Source organism: Saccharopolyspora sp. NPDC045839 (assembly GCF_056431645.1).
Genome location: NZ_JBWKKH010000001.1, coordinates 271541 through 288264 on the forward strand (window position 1 = coordinate 271541; position 16724 = coordinate 288264).

16 protein-coding genes are annotated in these 16724 nt (G+C 69.9%); 6 read left to right on the top strand and 10 right to left on the bottom strand.

Annotation, left to right across the window (positions count from 1 at the left end; all coding sequences use genetic code 11):
* Nucleotides 1-17 precede the first annotated feature (17 nt).
* Nucleotides 18-1337 (top strand): MFS transporter, encoded by a 1320-nt coding sequence (locus tag AC07EQ_RS01330; RefSeq protein WP_478385947.1) that lies wholly within the window; start codon nt 18-20, stop codon nt 1335-1337.
* Nucleotides 1338-1398: 61 nt separating this feature from the next.
* Here AC07EQ_RS01330 and AC07EQ_RS01335 read toward each other — a convergent pair whose 3' ends face one another.
* Both AC07EQ_RS01335 and AC07EQ_RS01340 read right to left on the bottom strand, forming a co-directional pair.
* A complete protein-coding gene (locus AC07EQ_RS01335) occupies nt 1399-1878 on the bottom strand; it encodes a hypothetical protein (protein ID WP_478386229.1) in 480 nt (159 codons plus the stop codon).
* A 24-nt stretch (nt 1879-1902) separates the two neighbouring features.
* Nucleotides 1903-3312, bottom strand: coding sequence for a hypothetical protein (locus tag AC07EQ_RS01340; protein ID WP_478385948.1), 1410 nt, complete (start codon nt 3310-3312; stop codon nt 1903-1905).
* Nucleotides 3313-3483: 171 nt separating this feature from the next.
* Between AC07EQ_RS01340 and AC07EQ_RS01345 the strand changes: the two genes are divergently transcribed.
* Both AC07EQ_RS01345 and AC07EQ_RS01350 read left to right on the top strand, forming a co-directional pair.
* Nucleotides 3484-3879 carry a hypothetical protein gene (locus AC07EQ_RS01345; protein ID WP_478385949.1) on the top strand — a complete coding sequence of 132 codons (396 nt, stop codon included), beginning with the start codon at nt 3484-3486 and terminating at the stop codon, nt 3877-3879.
* 253 nt (nt 3880-4132) lie between these two features.
* On the top strand, nt 4133-5050 hold the full coding sequence (locus tag AC07EQ_RS01350; protein WP_478385950.1) for a phosphotransferase family protein: 918 nt from the start codon (nt 4133-4135) through the stop codon (nt 5048-5050).
* Nucleotides 5051-5319: 269 nt separating this feature from the next.
* On the opposite strand, the gene AC07EQ_RS01355 is transcribed toward AC07EQ_RS01350, so the two are convergent.
* The 7 genes from AC07EQ_RS01355 to AC07EQ_RS01385 all read right to left on the bottom strand — a co-directional run bounded on the left by AC07EQ_RS01355 (nt 5320) and on the right by AC07EQ_RS01385 (nt 13097).
* Nucleotides 5320-6873, bottom strand: a complete 1554-nt coding sequence (locus AC07EQ_RS01355) for a long-chain-fatty-acid--CoA ligase (RefSeq protein ID WP_478385951.1) — start codon at nt 6871-6873, stop codon at nt 5320-5322.
* 31 nt (nt 6874-6904) lie between these two features.
* The gene (locus AC07EQ_RS01360) at nt 6905-7489 is read right to left on the bottom strand and encodes an RBBP9/YdeN family alpha/beta hydrolase (RefSeq protein ID WP_478385952.1); all 585 of its coding nucleotides are present in this window, start codon (nt 7487-7489) and stop codon (nt 6905-6907) included.
* A gap of 25 nt (nt 7490-7514) precedes the next feature.
* Complete coding sequence (locus AC07EQ_RS01365) at nt 7515-8831, bottom strand: MFS transporter (RefSeq protein WP_478385953.1); 1317 nt, start codon at nt 8829-8831, stop codon at nt 7515-7517.
* Nucleotides 8832-8964: 133 nt separating this feature from the next.
* Nucleotides 8965-10017 carry a beta-keto acid cleavage family enzyme gene (locus AC07EQ_RS01370; protein WP_478385954.1) on the bottom strand — a complete coding sequence of 351 codons (1053 nt, stop codon included), beginning with the start codon at nt 10015-10017 and terminating at the stop codon, nt 8965-8967.
* A gap of 48 nt (nt 10018-10065) precedes the next feature.
* Entirely contained in the window at nt 10066-10950 is an 885-nt protein-coding gene (locus AC07EQ_RS01375; protein WP_478385955.1) for a TauD/TfdA dioxygenase family protein, read from the bottom strand.
* A 68-nt stretch (nt 10951-11018) separates the two neighbouring features.
* The gene (locus AC07EQ_RS01380) at nt 11019-11993 is read right to left on the bottom strand and encodes a quinone oxidoreductase family protein (protein WP_478385956.1); all 975 of its coding nucleotides are present in this window, start codon (nt 11991-11993) and stop codon (nt 11019-11021) included.
* A 69-nt stretch (nt 11994-12062) separates the two neighbouring features.
* Complete coding sequence (locus tag AC07EQ_RS01385) at nt 12063-13097, bottom strand: TauD/TfdA family dioxygenase (protein ID WP_478385957.1); 1035 nt, start codon at nt 13095-13097, stop codon at nt 12063-12065.
* A gap of 124 nt (nt 13098-13221) precedes the next feature.
* Between AC07EQ_RS01385 and AC07EQ_RS01390 the strand changes: the two genes are divergently transcribed.
* On the top strand, nt 13222-14220 hold the full coding sequence (locus tag AC07EQ_RS01390; protein ID WP_478385958.1) for an AraC family transcriptional regulator: 999 nt from the start codon (nt 13222-13224) through the stop codon (nt 14218-14220).
* Between the two features lie 7 nt (nt 14221-14227).
* On the opposite strand, the gene AC07EQ_RS01395 is transcribed toward AC07EQ_RS01390, so the two are convergent.
* The gene (locus AC07EQ_RS01395) at nt 14228-14932 is read right to left on the bottom strand and encodes a helix-turn-helix domain-containing protein (RefSeq protein WP_478385959.1); all 705 of its coding nucleotides are present in this window, start codon (nt 14930-14932) and stop codon (nt 14228-14230) included.
* Nucleotides 14933-15102: 170 nt separating this feature from the next.
* On the opposite strand from AC07EQ_RS01395, the gene AC07EQ_RS01400 reads away from it, so the two are divergent.
* On the top strand, nt 15103-16284 hold the full coding sequence (locus AC07EQ_RS01400; protein WP_478385960.1) for a cytochrome P450: 1182 nt from the start codon (nt 15103-15105) through the stop codon (nt 16282-16284).
* Nucleotides 16285-16418: 134 nt separating this feature from the next.
* Nucleotides 16419-16613, top strand: coding sequence for a ferredoxin (locus tag AC07EQ_RS01405; protein ID WP_478385961.1), 195 nt, complete (start codon nt 16419-16421; stop codon nt 16611-16613).
* The last annotated feature ends 111 nt before the right edge of the window (nt 16614-16724 follow it).

Sequence of the window (16724 nt, forward strand, 5' to 3'; positions counted from 1 at the left end):
CTCACCGAAGGAGCCCCATGAGTGCCTCTGCTGCGGCCGAGCAGCTCTCGGCGCCCGAACGCGCGACGGAGGCGCGCCGGGTCGTGCTGTCCAGCTACCTCGGCAGCACCCTGGAGTACTACGACTTCCTGCTCTACGGCACCGCCGCGTCGCTCGTGTTCGGGCCGGTGTTCTTCGCCGGTCTCCCGCCCGCCGTCGGCACGATCGCGTCGCTCGGCACGTTCGCGGCCGGCTACCTGGCCCGCCCCGTCGGCGGTGTCCTCTTCGGACACTTCGGCGACCGGGCAGGCCGCAAGGCGATGCTCGTCCTGGCCATGACCGTCATGGGCGTGGCGTCGGTCCTCATCGGACTCGTTCCGCCCGCGTCGGTCATCGGCCCGTGGGGCGCGATCATCCTCGTCGCCCTGCGGGTGCTCCAGGGCATCGCCATCGGGGGCGAATGGGGCGGGGCCGCGCTGATGGCGCTCGAACACGCCGAACCGAGGCGCCGGGGCTACATGGCCGCGTTCACCAACGCCGGTGCCCCGACCGGAGCCGTGCTCGGCACGCTCGTGATGACGCTGTTCGCGCTGCTGCCCGAAGACGAGTTCATGCGGTGGGGCTGGCGAATCCCGTTCCTGCTCTCGGCCGTCATGCTCGCGATCGGCCTCTTCGTGCGCGCCAAGGTCTCGGAAAGCCCGATCTTCCGGGCCGCGGCCGAACAGGCGGAGAACGAGCCCGGCGCCCCGCCGATCATCGAGGTGCTGCGGCGGCCCAAGGCCGTAGTGGTGGCAGCGTTCGCGTGCCTGGCCGGATTCGCCCTGCAGACCGCGTTCACCACCTTCGGCATCACCTACGCCGTCGAACACGGCACGCCGAAGCCGGATGCCCTGCTCGCGTTCGCGATCGGCCAGTTCTTCGCCATCTTCTTCACCCTCGGCTACGCCCGGCTGTCCGACCGGCTCGGCCGGCGCCCGGTGATGCTCTTCGGACTAGCGGCGATGATCGTCCTGGTGTTCCCGGTCCTCGGCCTGCTCGGGACGGCGAACTTCGCGACCGTCACCGCCGCGTTCACGCTGTACACGTTCTGCCACGGCGCCATGTACGGGCCGATGGCGGCGTACATCTCCGAGCAGTTCGGCACCCGAACCCGCTACACGGGCGCCTCGCTGGGCTACCAGCTCGCCACCCTGCTCGGCGGCGGCTTCACACCGGTCATCCTGGCGACCCTGGCGGCATCGTCGGGCAACGCGATCGTCCCGGTGGGCGGGTTCCTCATCGCGCTCGCCGTCCTCAGCGCCATCGTCCTCCTGACCACCCGAGAAACCAAGAACAACGACCTGACCACCATCCGCTGACGGCATTAGGGATGCGTGCGCCGAGATGCCATCGGCACGAGCTGTCAGGGCGACGTCACGTTCACTCGCGCTCTGCGCCCGCTGGCCACACGACGGTGACCGGGATTCCGCGTTCACGCGCGGCCTGCACGACATCGCCCGTGCCGCCGTGGCCGCCTGACGGGCGCCCATCCCAAACGGCGAGCATCGCGTCCACGTTGCTGAGGACGTGCTCGCTGGCGGCCATGTAGGCGTCGCGGTTGGATTCCGCGAAAGGCATGGTGCGAACCTGCGACGCCTTGCCGATCAGCTCGTCGAACTCGGCGGCGTTGTCCGGCTTCACCTTGCGGTCGCGATAGTCGGCGGCGGGGAGCACGACTTCGAACGAGCCGCCCACGTCGAGCACCGCGCGGGCGAAGATCTGATCGGCGCCGCGGGCAAGGCAGGTAACCCCGCTGGGCCCGTCGAGGTGGAGGGACAACTCAGCCACCAGGGCCTCCCGGATGAGAGGAACGCTCGCGGCGGTGAGGTTCGAATGCCCGGTGATTCCGATACGCGCCAATTCCGGCCCTTTCGTCACTGCTGGTCAGGCGTCAACCAGGTCGCGAACAGCATCACGCGTACCGCGCACGACGGCGGAGTCCGCAAACGGCCGCACTTCACGATGAAAGTCTCGCAGCTTCTCCCCAACACGACCGGCCGCCCACTGCTTCGCGATGAGCAGGGCTTCGGCGACCAGCTCGCACGCGCGGTCGGGTTCCGCGGTGACGAGGTAGGTGCGGGCGAGCCCGATCATGTCGAATGCCCGGTTCCTGGCGCATGACGGATCACGCAGCTCCAGGGCACGACCGATGTACTCCTGAGCATGCCGCGCTTCCTTCGGCTCCTGGCGCGCGGCAGCGAGATCGCGCCACCTCGCACCAAGCACCCCGTAGAGTTCGGCCTGGTCGAAGCCCTGCACTCGGCGATCGGCTTCGTCGCCGATGGACTCGGCGAAGTGCTCTTCAGCGAGCCCGGCAGCCCGGCGAAACTGCTGCGCTGCCCCGGTTTGGGCATAGGACCACGCTTCACGTGTGGCCAGCAGGGCGCGCAGGATCGGGCGCGCAGATTTCCTGGTGCCGTACTGGGCGAGCTGGACGAGTTCGAGGCCGTCGTCGGGCTGCCCGAGGTCGAAGCACTGGCGCGCGAACGCGGCGAGGGTGATCGCGGCGAAGTTGTCATCGCCGCCGACCTTGGCGAACTGCACGGACAGCGCGTAGTAGCGCTGAGCGGCGCGGTGCAGGCCTGAGTCCCATGACATCGACGCGGCGATCTCGGCCAGCTCAGCGCCCACGAGGAATCCCTCGCGCGTCGTAACGCTGTCGGCCGCATCCTTGAGTCGGTCGCTGACGTCGTTGAGCAGCGCGATGACTGCTTTGCGGGCGAGCAGTCCGGTCGGTGTGTTGTTCCAGCCCTGGAGTTGTCCCGTGATTTCCCGCCAGCCGTCTATTTCGGATCCGCTGATCGATGCGCTGCCAGTGAGCCGGACGTGCTGGGGTACCAGCCAGCCCTGCAGAGGCTCGGTGAGAGCTGCACCGGCGACGGACACCGCGGAGACCAGTGCTTTGCGTCGCGAAAGGGTCACGTCCCGACTCGTCATCTCCTCGGCATTGGCTACGACATCCGAAGGATGCCAGCCCGTCGGCTGTTCGTCTGCTCCCGCAGATCGAGACGGTTCCGGTGCCTGCCTACGCGGAAAGAACCCGAGCTCGCTGTCGGACTTCGCGTCGAGCACCGCGCGAAATCCTGCGCGATAAGCCGCTCCCGGCCACCTGACTTCGCCACGCTCGTACCGCGCGATCTGGTGTCGATCGAGTTCGTACCGCTCGCCTGTCGAGTTGAACAGGTAGCGATTCACCTCGTCGGCCAGTTCGGACCGCGACATGCATTGGCCAGGGATGCGACGGGACGCGATTGCCTCCCGTGCTGCGCGAAGCGACGTGTTCGGCGTCGGCACGATCTCCCCTTTCACAATCGGTCACCGAGTGTATCCGGAAAGGAACAGCGGGTCAGATCGCAATCTGGCCCGAGATGCCCCGGAAAACGTGTCGGATGCCCCGCGCTTTCCGACGAAAGTCAGGACATGACCAGCTCGGAAAACGTCGGCGGATCTGGAGAGCATCCGTCCATGAGCACGTCCGAAATTGACCTCTTGCTGATCGAGCTGCGCCGCAATGCGTGGGGGTTGTGGGTGTTCGGCCCGAAGCAGGGTCCCGACGTCCTGGCGGCGGTGCGCAGGTGGCAGACCTGCGCGGACGTGGTGATCCTCCGCGGTGAGGACGGGGAGAACGACGCGACGGCTTACCGAACGCCGACCATGCCCGGCTCGGACCCGTTCGTGCCCGAGCTGGTGTCGTGGCAATACCACTCCTCGGCGGTGTGGACCCTGCGCGCTGTCCTCGCGCTTTCTGCTCCGGGGCATTTCCAGGCGCCGATAGCAGTGCTGAAGCCGGGCCCGTTGTGCTTCCTGCCTCGTGGTATCGGCCGCCCCATCACCTACCGGCCGGCGTCGCTCAGCGGCTAACCACCGAACGCGGAGAAGCTGGTCTCCCGCTGAACTCCCGCTTGCCGAGGCGACGCGGGAGAGCGGGGCCGATGCACTCCGCGTCGGCCTCAGCCACCAATCGCCGCATGCCGTCCGGACCAGTTATGAAACAGGAGGAAAGGCAAGGAAACATGACCGCAGTCCTGGTGAGGACAGCCGCAAGATCTCTGATCCCCGATGACCTGTTCTTCCGATTGGCCGCCGCCGGACCCGCCGCCGAAGAAGTGAGCAGATGACCCGACGTGATTGGAGCGAACTACCGGCCGCCGTGCTTGCCGCGATCGAGAACCAGTGCGGCACCGTGACACGAGCGGTGCTCCCGGACGCCGGGCGGAACTCGGACGTGTCCGCCACCTTGCACACCGGTGGCGGACACGTCCTTTTCTGCAAGGGTGTCCGGCTCGGCACGCCACGAGCCCGGATGCACCGGCACGAGGCGCAGGTGAACCCGTACCTTCCGCCGGGCGTGGCTCCGCGGCTGCTGTGGCAGTCCGAGGTCGACGGGTGGCTGTTGCTCGGCTTCGAGCACGTGCCGGGGCACCACGCCGACCTCTCACCGGGGTCGCCGGACCTGCCGCAGGTCGCCGACACGTTGCGCACGATCGGCGGCGCGTTGATCCCGTCGCCGGTCAACGCGCCGCGGCTGGCTGAGCAGTGGGCGCGGCTGGCCGCTTGGCGCCGCCTGGCCCACGACCAGGACGCCGAGCCTGACGAGTGGGTGCAGGACCGGCTCGACGAGTTCGTCGACCGCGAGCGCCGCGCGTTCACCGCGATCGACGGCGACGCACTCGCCCACACCGACCTCCACCCGCTCAACCTGTTGGTGTCCGATCGGGCGCGGGTGGTCGACTGGGCGTGGTCGCGCCGCGCCGCGCCGTGGGTCGATGCCGGGCTGCTGGTGCTGCGCCTCATCGACGCCGGTCACACCCCGGCAGCGGCCGAACGCTGGGCCGACGACGTCGTACCCGCGTGGTCTTCGGCGAGCGAACAGCTGCGCACCGACTTCGCCGTCGCTGTGCTCGGGGTGTGGCACCACATGTCCCGCGTCGACCCTGGCCCGCAGCGGGCACCGCTGGTCGAAGCCGCGCGCCGCTGGGTCGCCCACCGGTTCCGTGATGCCGCGCCCCCGCCGGTTTCCGCACAGCAGTAGCCGAGAGTTCATTTCGGAATGGCCCCGGGCAAGCACGTCCCGAAGTCACCGCGTGCCTGATGCCGGTGCCGTTTTCGCGCGAAACCGGCGCCCCGCCCCCACGCGGAATGGCGTTTTCGCGAGAAAACGGCGCCCCGCGTCCCCGGCGGTCGCATCCCGCGAGTGCCCGCACCGCGTTCTGAAACGTCCGCTGGAATCGCGGAAACGACGGGTGCGCACCACGATGAACCCGACAACGGCCTGGCCACCATGCGATTGCGTGTTGGGGCTCAGCGGGTTCGGCCCAGTTCGCGTTTGAGGATCTTGCCCGTCGCCGTCATCGGGAGGGCCTCCACGAACTCGATCAGCCGCGGGTACTTGTAGCTCGCCATCTGCTCCTTCGACCAGGCGATGAGCTCGTCCTCCGTTATCCGCGCGGCTTCGGTGGTGATCACGAACGCCTTGATCTCCTCGCCGTGGCTGTCGTGCTCGACTCCTACGACCGCGGCGAGGGAGACCGCTTCGTGGCTCATCAGCACCTCTTCGACCTCCCTCGGGTAGACGTTGAACCCTCCTCGGACGATCATGTCCTTGGCCCGGTCGACGATGTAGTAGAAGCCGTCGCCGTCCCGGCGGGCGAGGTCGCCCGTGCGGAACCAGCCGTTGCGCATCACCTCGGCCGTCTCCTCCGGCCGCTTGAGATAGCCCTTCATGACGTTGTGGCCGCGGATGGCGATCTCGCCGACCTCGTCGGCTCCGGTCACCGCGTTCCACCGGGCATCGACCAGCTCGGCCTCGACACCCCAGACCGGCAGGCCGATCGAGCCCGGCCGGGGCGCCTGCCCGCGCGGGCTGAAGAGGGCCAGCGGTGATGTCTCGGACAGGCCGTAGCCTTCGAGGATCCGGACGCCGAAGCGCTGCTCGAAACGCGAGTGGATCTCCACCGGCAACGCCGCGCCGCCGGAGATGGCCAGCTTCAGGTTCCGCGCGATCCGCTCGACGTCGACGCCTTCGCCGAGCGCGCCGAGCAGGCCCCAGTACATCGTCGGGACGCCCGCGAACACCGTGACGTCCTCGCCGACCATCAGCTCCAGCGCCGCCCGTGCTTCGAACCTCGGCAGCAGGACCAGGGTCGCGCCGACGGAGAATCCCGCGTTCATGTCGATGCTCTGGCCGAAGGAGTGGAACAGCGGCAACGCCACCAAGTGCGTGTCGTGCTGCGCCGGGGTGCTGCCGAACATCTGGTTGGCCGTCAGGGCGTTCATCACCATGTTGGCGTGGGTGAGTTCGGCGCCCTTCGGCCGCCCGGTCGTGCCGCTGGTGTAGAGGATCACCGCGGTGTCGGTCGCCTCCCGCACCACGGTCTCGAACTCCGCGGGCTGGGCCGACAGCGCTTGCGCCAGCGTCTCGGTCTCCCCGGCCGGTGCGGTGCTCTCGGCGGTGATGACGAACATGTCCCGGCAGGCCGGGGTCTGCCGAAACGCGGCGCGGCCGTGCTCGCCGGTCGGCAGGCTCGGGTCCCCTTCGAAGCAGAAGTACGCCCGGGCGTCCGAATCGGCCAGGTGGTAGGCGATCTCCCGTTCCTTGAGCAGCACGTTGAGCGGTACGACGACCGCACCGGCCTTGAGGATCCCGTAGTACACGGCGGGGAACTCCGGCACGTTCGGACAGGTGACCGCGACCTTGTCGCCCGGCCGGACCCCCCGGGAGACCAGGAGGTTGGCGATCCGGTTGGCGAGCGCGCCGACCTCCGCGTAGCTCAGCCTCCGGTCGCCGCACACCAGGGCGTCGCGCCGCGGATACCTGCGGGCGGAGTCGTCGAGGAACATGGCCAGGTTCAGCACGCTTCGTCTCCTACGTCGTGGTTCGGCGGTGTCAGTGCGCGGCGTCTTCGTGCGTTCGGGCGAGCTCGCGGACGAATTCCTCGGCCCGCGGCCAGGGCCCGTACCCCGAGGCGGGGTTCAGGTGCCCGACGGCGCCGAGGTCGACCAGCCGGCTGCCCCAGTCCCGGGCCATTTCTGCCACCGGCGCCAGGCGCGCGAGGGGATCGTTCGTGCTCGCCGCCACGATGCTGGGGAACGGGAGCAGTTCGCGCGGCGTCGGCAGCCAACCGTTGCGGTACAGGTCGTCCGGTACCGGGTAGCCGTCGGGCAGCCGCGACTCGAAGTCCGGCGGTGTCGCCAGCAGGGCGCCCTGGATCTCGCGCGCGTGCCGCTGCGCCCAGTGGACGGTGATCATCACCCCGGCGCTGTGCGCGACGATGACGATGGGCCCTTCGACGTCCGCCACGACGCGGTCGAGTTCTGCGACCCGTGCGTCCCGGCTGAGCTTGTCGTGTTCGAGCGGCGGCACCGTGCGGGTGTTCGGCAGCTTCCCGGCGAGATGGGTCTGCCAGTGGTCGGCCACGTGGTCCCGCAGGCCCGGGACGATCACGACGGTCGGGTTTTCGGGGTTGTTCAACTGCTGCTCCGATCTTGCGGTTCGGTCATGCCGAAGGCCGTCTGTCGAGTGCCGCGAGCCGCCGCAGCGCATCCGGGTAGCGGCGCTTCCCGGTCAGCAGCGCCGCAATGGCTCCGAGGTAGGCCAGCGGGGCGAGTTGCAGCGCCCCCAGCAGGCCGAGGCGATCGGCCAGGAGACCGACGACGAACGGCCCCGCGGCCAGGCCCAGGAGGCTGTTCGCCAGGGTCAGCGACCCGAAGCCGGTGGCCCGCACGGACGCGTGCGTGAGGTTGGCGACCATGGCGGTGGCGGGCCCGGACGCGCCCGCCGAGAAGAACGCGCCGCAGCCGATCACGACGAGCTGCGGAACGCCTTCCGGCAACTGGAAACCGGTGATCAGCAGGACGGCGGCGGCCGCGCCGTAGGCGATCGAGGTGGTCCACTTGCGCTCCGGGCGCCGCCGGCTCGCCCGGTCCGTGATGATGCCGCAGACGATCATCCCGGCGCCGATGAGCAGGACCAGGATCGCCGAGACGAAACCGGCCGCGTCCGGGCTCATGGCGTGGTACCGGTTGAGGTAGCTGGGCGTCCAGGCCAGCAGCACGGCGGCGACGAACATCTGCAATCCGCTTCCGACGTAGGCGCAGAGCACGGAAGCGTTCGAGAACAGGCTGGACAGCGGAGCCCGGTATCCGCCGGTCGCGCCCGGCTCGACGGCGGGCTCGTCCTCGAACCGGTGCCGGTCCAGCCTGCGCTGGGTGACGACCAGCCGGAACAGGACGACCAGGACCAGGCCGACGACGGCCATGAACGCCAGGGCCCAGCGCCAGCCGAAGTGGACGGCGATGAAGCCGCCGAGCGCGACGCCGATCGTCGAGCCGAACGAGCCGCCGGCCATGAACGCGCCGCCGAACGTGGCGCGGACGTGGGGCGCGAACACGCTGAGCACCACCGCGATGCCGACGCTGCCGTAGGCGGCTTCGCCCACCCCCACGAGGAATCGCGCGCCGAGCAGCTGGCCGTAGTCGGCCGCAATCGCGCACAGCACCGTCGCCAGACTCCAGACGGTCGCCATCAGCACCAGGCTGCGGACACGCCCCCACCGGTCGGCGAGCACCGACAGCGGGAAGGTGAGCAGGCCGACCATCATCGCCACGACGCTGGTCAGCGAGGCGAGCTGGGAGTCGGACAGCGCCCACTCGGCCTTCAGGAAGGGGAACACCGCGTTGAGAACCTGCCGGGACATGTAGTCCGACAGCAACAGCCCGAACGTCAGGGCGAAGACCACCCAGGGGTAGATCCGCGGCTTGGCGGCCGCGATCCCGCTGGGCAGTTCCCTGGCGGGCGGGGCGTGCGACTTCATTGTCACTCCTCGGCTTGCTGCTGGTGCGTCCGGTGGAAAACCCGTCTCCCTGTCGAAATCCGTGGCCGGGGCGCGGGCCCTCGTGAGGCGCCGCGCCCCGGCCTCCCAACGGCGTCCGGTGGACCTCCGGCCGCTAGGCGTGCTGCGTGAAGCCGACCTGCCCCGGCTTGCGGTTCGGGGCGAACCCGATCTTGGCGAGGGTCTCGTCGGCGTCGGCGTAGCGCTCGCCGATCTTGTAGATCTCGCGGGCCTCCTTGCCGGTGGCCACCTCCCGGCCGAGCTCATTCGCGATGCGCACCAGCTGCTCGATCTGCTGGACCGAGGTCAGCTTCGCGCCCTTGCGCCCCCAGATGGTATCCTCGTTGCCGCACCGGGCGTGCAACCCCATGGCGATGGCCATCGCGTTGACCGGCAGGACGCTGCGCATGAGGGTTTCCAGCGTCAGCACCGCGCCGTCGGGGACGCGGCGGATGAACTCCATGATGTTGTACGGGTTGGGGCCGTCGAACCCGCCGCCGATGCCGACCCAGGTGACCATCAGCGGTCCGGTGTAGACACCGCGCCGGATCAGCCGCTCGACGGTTTCCAGCTGCGGGATGTTGGCCAGCTGGAAGTGCGGCTGGATGCCCGCCGCCTGGAGGCGCTTCAGGTGCTCCTCGACCCAGGCCGGGCCGGCCGGCACGTACATCTCGCGGTACGCCTCGGCCACCGCCGGCCGCGCGAGCGAGGTCCCGGCGATGTCGTCCTCGGTCATCAACTCCATGATGTTCATCTGGTTGGTGTTGATGGCGATGGTGACCTGGTCCGGGGCCGGGTCGAGTTCGGCCAGCATGTGGCGGGTGTCGTCGCTGAGCCACTTGGCGTCGGCGCCTTCGCCTTCGGGCGCGAACGAGATCGAGCCGCCCACCTGCAGGATCATGTCGGGGACGGCCTCGCGCAGCCGGCCCAGCAGCTCGTTGAACTTCGACAGCCGCTTGGACCCCTTGCCGTCGAGCTCGCGCACGTGGATGTGCAGCACCGTGGCCCCGGCGTGGTAGCAGTCGACCGCCTGCTGGACGTGCTCGTCCATGGTCAGCGGGAGGTCCTCCCGGAAGTCCTCCGGCTCCCACTCGGGCCCGTAGGGGGCCGCCGTGATGACGAGCTTCTCCTGGGTCTCGGGGAACAGCGAGTCGTCGTGGAAGTGCATCGTTCTTCTCCTTTTCCGAAGCGGCGGAACGAAAATCCCGGAGGGAGGTCAGAACGGCCGGTCGCCGATGATCCCGGCGCGCTCCATCTTGCGGACCGCGGGCCAGTAGTCCTGGACCGCGTAGTGCTGCGTGGACCGGTTGTCCCAGATCGCGACGCTGTTCTTGGTCCAGCGCCAGCGCACCTGGTACTCCGGGATCGCGGCCTGGGCGATCAGGTAGTTGAGCAGGTTGCTCGCCCCGGGGGCGTAGTCGCTGCCGAAGCGGACGTTCTCCGGCGTGTGGAAGTTGACGAAATGCGTGGTGAACGCGTTGACGAAGAGGACCTTCTCCCCGGTTTCGGGGTGGGTGCGCACCACCGGGTGCTCCGCGTCGGGGAATCGCTCCTTCAGCTTGTGGCGCTCCTCCACCGGCAGCGCCGCGCCGAAGGAGGCCTCGATGCTGTGCCGGGCGTGCAGTCCTTCGATCTGGTGCTTGATGTGGTCGGGGAGCTTCGCGTACGCCTCGGCCATGTCGACCCAGATCGTGTCGCCACCGACCGCCGGACCTTCCACGCACCGGAGCACGCATCCCATGGGCGGGTTCACCCGCCACGTGGCGTCGCAGTGGAAGGCGTTCTCGTAGTGCTCGGCGGGGCTGTCGAGGTCCTTGTAGATCCGCACCAGGCCCGGGTTGCCGGGATCGCTGCCGGCCACCGGGTGGTCTTCGAGCGATCCGAAGCGCCGGGCGAGCGCCACGTGGTCGGCCCGGCTGATGTCCTGGTCGCGCAGGAACAGCACCTTGTGCTTGAGCAGCAAGGCGTGCAGTTCCGCGAACAGCGCGTCGTCGTGCGCGACGTCGCCGAGGTCGACGCCGAACAGCTCGGCGCCGATGGTGCACGTGAGCGGCTCGTGCTCGATCGTGGTCGACCGGGCCGTCTGGACTGCGTTGGACATGATTCCTCCTCGGGTTGGTTTGGTCGCGCCGCCGCCGGAAACCGTTGCGGCGGCGAGGATTCGCTGCGTCAGAGGGAGAAGACCGAAGATCCGATGCTGCGGCCCGCTTCGAGGTCGCGATGGGCCTGCACCGCGTCTTCGAGGGCGTAGCGCTGGTTGATGCCGATCCGGATCCGCCCGTCGGCGACGTGGCCGAACAGCTCCCCCGCCAGCTCCGCGCGCTCGGCCGGGTCGGCGATGTAGTCGGCGAGCGCGGGGCGGGTGACGAACACCGACCCCTTGATGGCGAGTTGCATCGCGTCGATGGGCGGGACGGGGCCGGACGCGGTGCCGAAGCACACCAGCAGGCCGCGCCGGGCGAGCGAATCGAGCGAGGACTGGAAGGTGGCCGCGCCGATGCTGTCGAAGACGACCGGGACGCCCGCGCCGTCGGTGATCTCCCGGACCCGCGCGGCCACGTCCTCCTGCTTGTAGAGCACGACGTGGTCGCATCCGTGGGAGCGCGCGACCTCGACCTTCGCCTCCGTCGACACCGTGCCGATCACGTTGATCCCCAGCAACTTCGCCCACTGCAGGAAGATCAGGCCCACTCCCCCGGCCGCGGCGTGCAGCAGGACGGTGTCCCCCCGCCGCAGCGGGTGGATGCGGCGCAGCAGGTAGGAAGCGGTGAGCCCGCGCATGGTCATCGCGGCGGCCGTGTCGAAGCCGATCTCGTCCGGGAGCGCGATCAGCGGCGCGGCGGGCATCACGCGCTCGGTGCTGTAGGCCCCGAGCGGGCTGCCCGTGTACGTGACCCGGTCCCCTTCCCGGACGTGCTCCACCCCGGCGCCGACGGCTTCCACGACACCGGCCGCTTCGACGCCCATGCCCGCGGGCAGCGGGGCCGGGTAGAGGCCGGTGCGGAAGTAGGTGTCGGCGAAGTTCAGCCCGACCGCCTCGTGGCGGATGCGGACCTCACCCGGGCCGGGCTCGCCGACGTCGACGGTCTCCCACCGCATGACCTCCGGGGCACCGGTCTCGTGGAAGCGAACGGCTCGTGCCATGGCGTACTCCTTCGCGGCACGGACGTATCCGCCCGTGCCGTTGCTCGGTTGATTTCCCTGTCCGCCCGGTCAGTTCGCCCGGGCGATGACGTCCCGGGGCGTCACTCCCCCGCGCCCCCGCGGACCGCCGTACCCGGCCGTCTCCCAGGTGAAGTCCGGCGGCAGCTTTCGTCCATTGTGGAGCGTCAGCCAGAGCCGGCGCAGGCGGTCGCCGGCCGCCGGGTCCGCGATGCCGCCACCCTGGGCGTGCGCGTGCAGGACCGCGTAGTTGTTGAACAGCTGGATGTCGCCGGGCTCGACGTCGAAGCCGAACCGGAATTCGGCCGCGAGTCCGTCGATCAGATCGAACAGCGCCACGTCAGCGGGTTCCAGCCGGGGAACCTCCGGGAACCGCTGGGCCGACTCGATGTCGCGCCGGGCGTAGCGGACGCTCAGCTTGCCGTCGCACCAGCACGCCAGCGGAACCGAGTGGTAGGGGCTTTCGCCGGGGAGCTGCTCGCCCCAACGGTCGAACCCGAAGCGCGCGTACATGCGCTCGACCAGCAGCGGATCCCGCCCCAGCAGCTCGTTGTACAGCGCCGCCGAGCTCACCACGGCGCCGCGCCCGCCGAGCCGCGGGCTCAGCAGCGCCACGACATCCGAGCCGCCCGTCCGCAGTTCCGGCCCCTCCGCCGCATCCCGGATGCGGCCGAGCTTGCGGCCGAAGGAGTCCTGCGAAACCGGAGAACCCAGGTACTGGGCCATTCCCCAGAAGAGCGTGTTGATCTCGGCATCGTCGTACCGCTGCACGGGAAGTCCCTTGATCACGGCGAAACCGCGCCCGTTCTCCAGCGCACGAGCGATGCGCCGCAGCTCCGCCCCCAGCGAGGGAAGGGGAAACCGCTCGCTGGTGATCCGGAGGAGCACGATCCCGTTCTTCCGCACCGCCTTCAGCGCGGAGTCCAGCTCGTCGAGGTGGGACGGCGAGAGCTCGAAGCACCACTCGGCCGGGTCGCCGAGGTCGGCCGCCCGCCACGCCGCAGCAGTCCGGCACGGCTCCCGCAGCACATCGGCGGACGGGATCCCGATCGCCGGGGAGCCGTACTGCGTCGCTGGTTCGGCCATGACGTTCTCCATCGAATCTCGGAGCGGGATCGGCTGTGATGGAGGCGACATTAGGCGTCGACAGAGGCCAGGTCTTATCCTGACGGGACACGATGATTATCACTTGGTGACATCGCGGAGAGTGATGATGAAGCCCCTCGCCCGCTACGCCTCGCTGAACAGCTACATCGACGTCAGCCGGTCGGTCGGCATCGAGCCGACCCGGCTGATGCGCGGCGTCGGGCTCGACCCGGCCGGGATGGCGCTCCAGGACCGGTGGATCCCGGCCGTGTCCGTCGCCCGGCTCCTCGAACGGTCGGCGGCGGAATCCGGGCACCAGGACTTCGCGCTGCAGCTGGCCGAACGCCGCCGCTTCGCCAACCTCGGCCCGCTGGGCCTGGTCATCCGCGAGGAACCCGACGTCCGCAGCGCCTTGACGATCCTGATCCGCCACGAGCACATGTACAACGAGGCCCTGCGGATGAACATGGTCGTGCGCAACGGGCTGGCGACCATCCGCGTCGGCTTCGAACTCGGCGAGCAGACCGAGACCAGGCAGGCCACCGAGCTCGCCCTCGGCACGCTGCACCGGCTCCTGCGCGATTTCCTCGGGTCGCTCTGGCAGCCGATCGCGGTCTGCTTCACGCACCGCGCACCGGCCGACACGAGCACCCACCGGCGGGTTTTCGGCCCCACGGCGAAGTTCGAGCAGGAGTTCAACGGGATCACGTTCTACGCCCACGACCTCGACGTGCCCAACAAGCGGTCGGACCCGCTGATGCGCAACTACGCCTACCAGATCCTCGATTCCCTTGAGCCACAAGGCGAAAGGACCACCTTGAGCCGGGTCCGCGAGCTGATCGAGATCCTGCTGCCCACCGGGCGCTGCTCGGTCGAACAGGTCGCGCGCAGCCTCGGGGTGGACCGCAGGACGGTGCACCGCCACCTCGCCGACGCGGGCGAGACGTTCTCGTCGATCCTCGACGCGACGCGGGCCGAACTGGCCGAGAACCTGGTGGGAAGCCGGCGGTACAGCATGACGGAGATCGCCGAACTGCTGTCCTTCTCCACGTCGGGCAACTTCTCGCGCTGGTTCCGGGGCCGGTTCGGGTGCAGTCCCAGCCAGTGGCGCAGCCGGAGGTGATCCGCCGTCAGGCCTGGGTGGAGAGGGTCTGGCGCCAGTGCTCGGCGGCCTGGACCATGTCCCGGCCGAGGTGCTGGAAGAACCGGCTCGTGGCGCCCAGGCGGGCCCCGGCCGGGGTGGCGCCGCCGAGGAGATCGGCGCCCTGCCGGGTCAGGTCCGCCCACCTGGCCATCGACCCGACGCTGGCCAGCCACGCCTGGTACCAGACGTGCTCGTCGATCACGTACCGCTCCCGCCGGCCGTCGCGCTCGCGCCCGACCAGGCCCCGCTGTTCGAGCCAGCCGACGGCCTTGGAGACGGACGCGGGGCTGACCTGGAGCCTGGCGACGAGCTCGGCGGCGGTGGTGCTGCCGGTGTCGCTGGTGAACAGGCAGGCGAGGATCCTGGCCATCATCGCCGGAAGCCCCGTCTCGACCATCATGTCGACGAACCGCTCCTCGAACTCGCGGACCGTCCGCGGGTCGCGCCCGTCGGTGTCGGCGGCCGGGATTTCCGGCTGCCCACCCGGTTTGCGGCGCCGGGCCCGCCACGCGGTCGCCTGCTGCGCCTGGTTGGCCCGGTAGCCCCGGACCCCGCCGTTGCGCGCGACCTCGCGGCTGATGGTCGACCTCGGCCGCCCCAGCTCGCGGGCGATCTCCGCGTACCCGAGCCCGGCCGCCAGTCCGGCGCCGATCCGCCGGCGCTCCTCGTGGGTCAGACGACCTCCCGGCATCCCGGCCTCCAGTCCGCCACTCGTCGCACCACCGGTGCATTCAGCATCAATGTCATTGCACCGATCGTACTTCTCCTACCTGGACGAACCGAATTCACCGGTTGCGAACGCGCGAAATGCCGTCCTAGCGTTTCGCGCACCGCGAACGAATCACGTGGAAGGAGACCGGCATGACCCCGTCACTGCCGACCACACGGCCGGCCCACCGCCCCTTCGAACCGCCCGAGGGGCTCGCCGAGCTGCGCGAGCAGGCGCCGCTGAGCAGGCTGAGCTACCCGGACGGGCACGAGGGGTGGCTGGCGACCAGCCACGCCCTGGTGCGCGAAGTGCTGGCCGATCCGAGGTTCAGCGTGCGGCCCGACCTCCGGCACACGCCGATTCCCGGCGTCCCCGGTAGCGACCGGCCCGCGCCGCCCGGGATCTTCAACGCCATGGACGCGCCGGAGCACACCCGGTACCGCCGCCTGCTCACCGGCCAGTTCACCGTCCGCCGCATGCGCCGGCTGACCGAGCAGATCGAGAACATCACGGCCCAGCACCTCGACGAGATGGAGCGGCACGGCGGTCCGGTGGACCTGGTGGAGGCCCTGGCGCAGCCCGTCCCCGCGCAGGTGATCTGCGAACTGCTCGGCGTGCCGTACGCGGACCGGGCGCGCTTCCAGGCGCACGCGCTGGACATGTTCCGGCTGGACTCACCGCCGGAGCAGCTGGCGGCCGCCTACGGCGCGGTGCACGAGTTCGTCCGCGAGCTGGTGCTCGCCAAACGCACCGCGCCCACCGACGACCTGCTCAGCGGCCTCACCACCACCGACCTCACCGACGAAGAACTGGTCAACATCGGGTTCGTGCTGCTGGGCGCCGGGCTGGACACCACGGCCAACATGCTCGCGCTGGGTGCCTTCGCGCTGCTGAGCCATCCCGACCAGCTCGCCGTCCTGCGCGACGACCCCGGCATCGCCGGTCGCGCGGTCGAGGAGCTGCTGCGCTACCTGAGCATCATCCCGTTCACGATCCGCACCGCGCTGGAGGACGTCGAGCTGCACGGCGCGCAGATCAAGGCGGGCGAGACGGTCACCGTCTCGATCCCCGCGGCCAACCGCGATCCCGGGCACTTCGCCGACCCCGACGTCCTCGACCTGCTCCGCGCGAGCAGCGGGCACGTGGCTTTCGGCCACGGCATCCACCAGTGCCTCGGCCAGCAGCTGGCCCGGGTGGAACTGCAGGTCGCGCTTCCCGCGCTGGTGACGCGATTCCCGGCGCTGCGCCTGGCGATTCCGGCCGAGGACGTGGCGATGCGGACCGACATGCTCATCTACGGCGTCCACCGGCTGCCCGTCAGCTGGGAGGCGTAGCGGAAGTGGTCGGCAAGGTCTGCCTCGTCACCGGCGCGTCATCGGGAATCGGCCGCCCGCGTGGTCGCGAGGATCCTCGATGAGCAGGAGCGGATCAACGTCCTGGCCACACGCTCGATCAAGTAGGAGAACCCGTGCGGATCACCGCCGACACCGAGTTGTGCGCGGGCGCAGGACAGTGCGCACTCACCGCCCCCGGTGTCTTCGACCAACGCGACGAGGACGGCATCGTCGCGCTCCTGCAACCGGAGCCCCCGGCGGAAGCCCGCGACGCGGTGCTGCAGGCCGTCCTGCTGTGCCCCACCCGCGCCATCCGGGCGGACGAGTGATGGTGCGCGGGCACGTGGCCGCCTGAGGCGCAGGGCGGGGGGGGGGGGGGGGGGAGCGGGGGGGGGGGGGGGGGGGGGGGGGGGGGGGGGGGGGGGGGGGGGGGAGGGAGC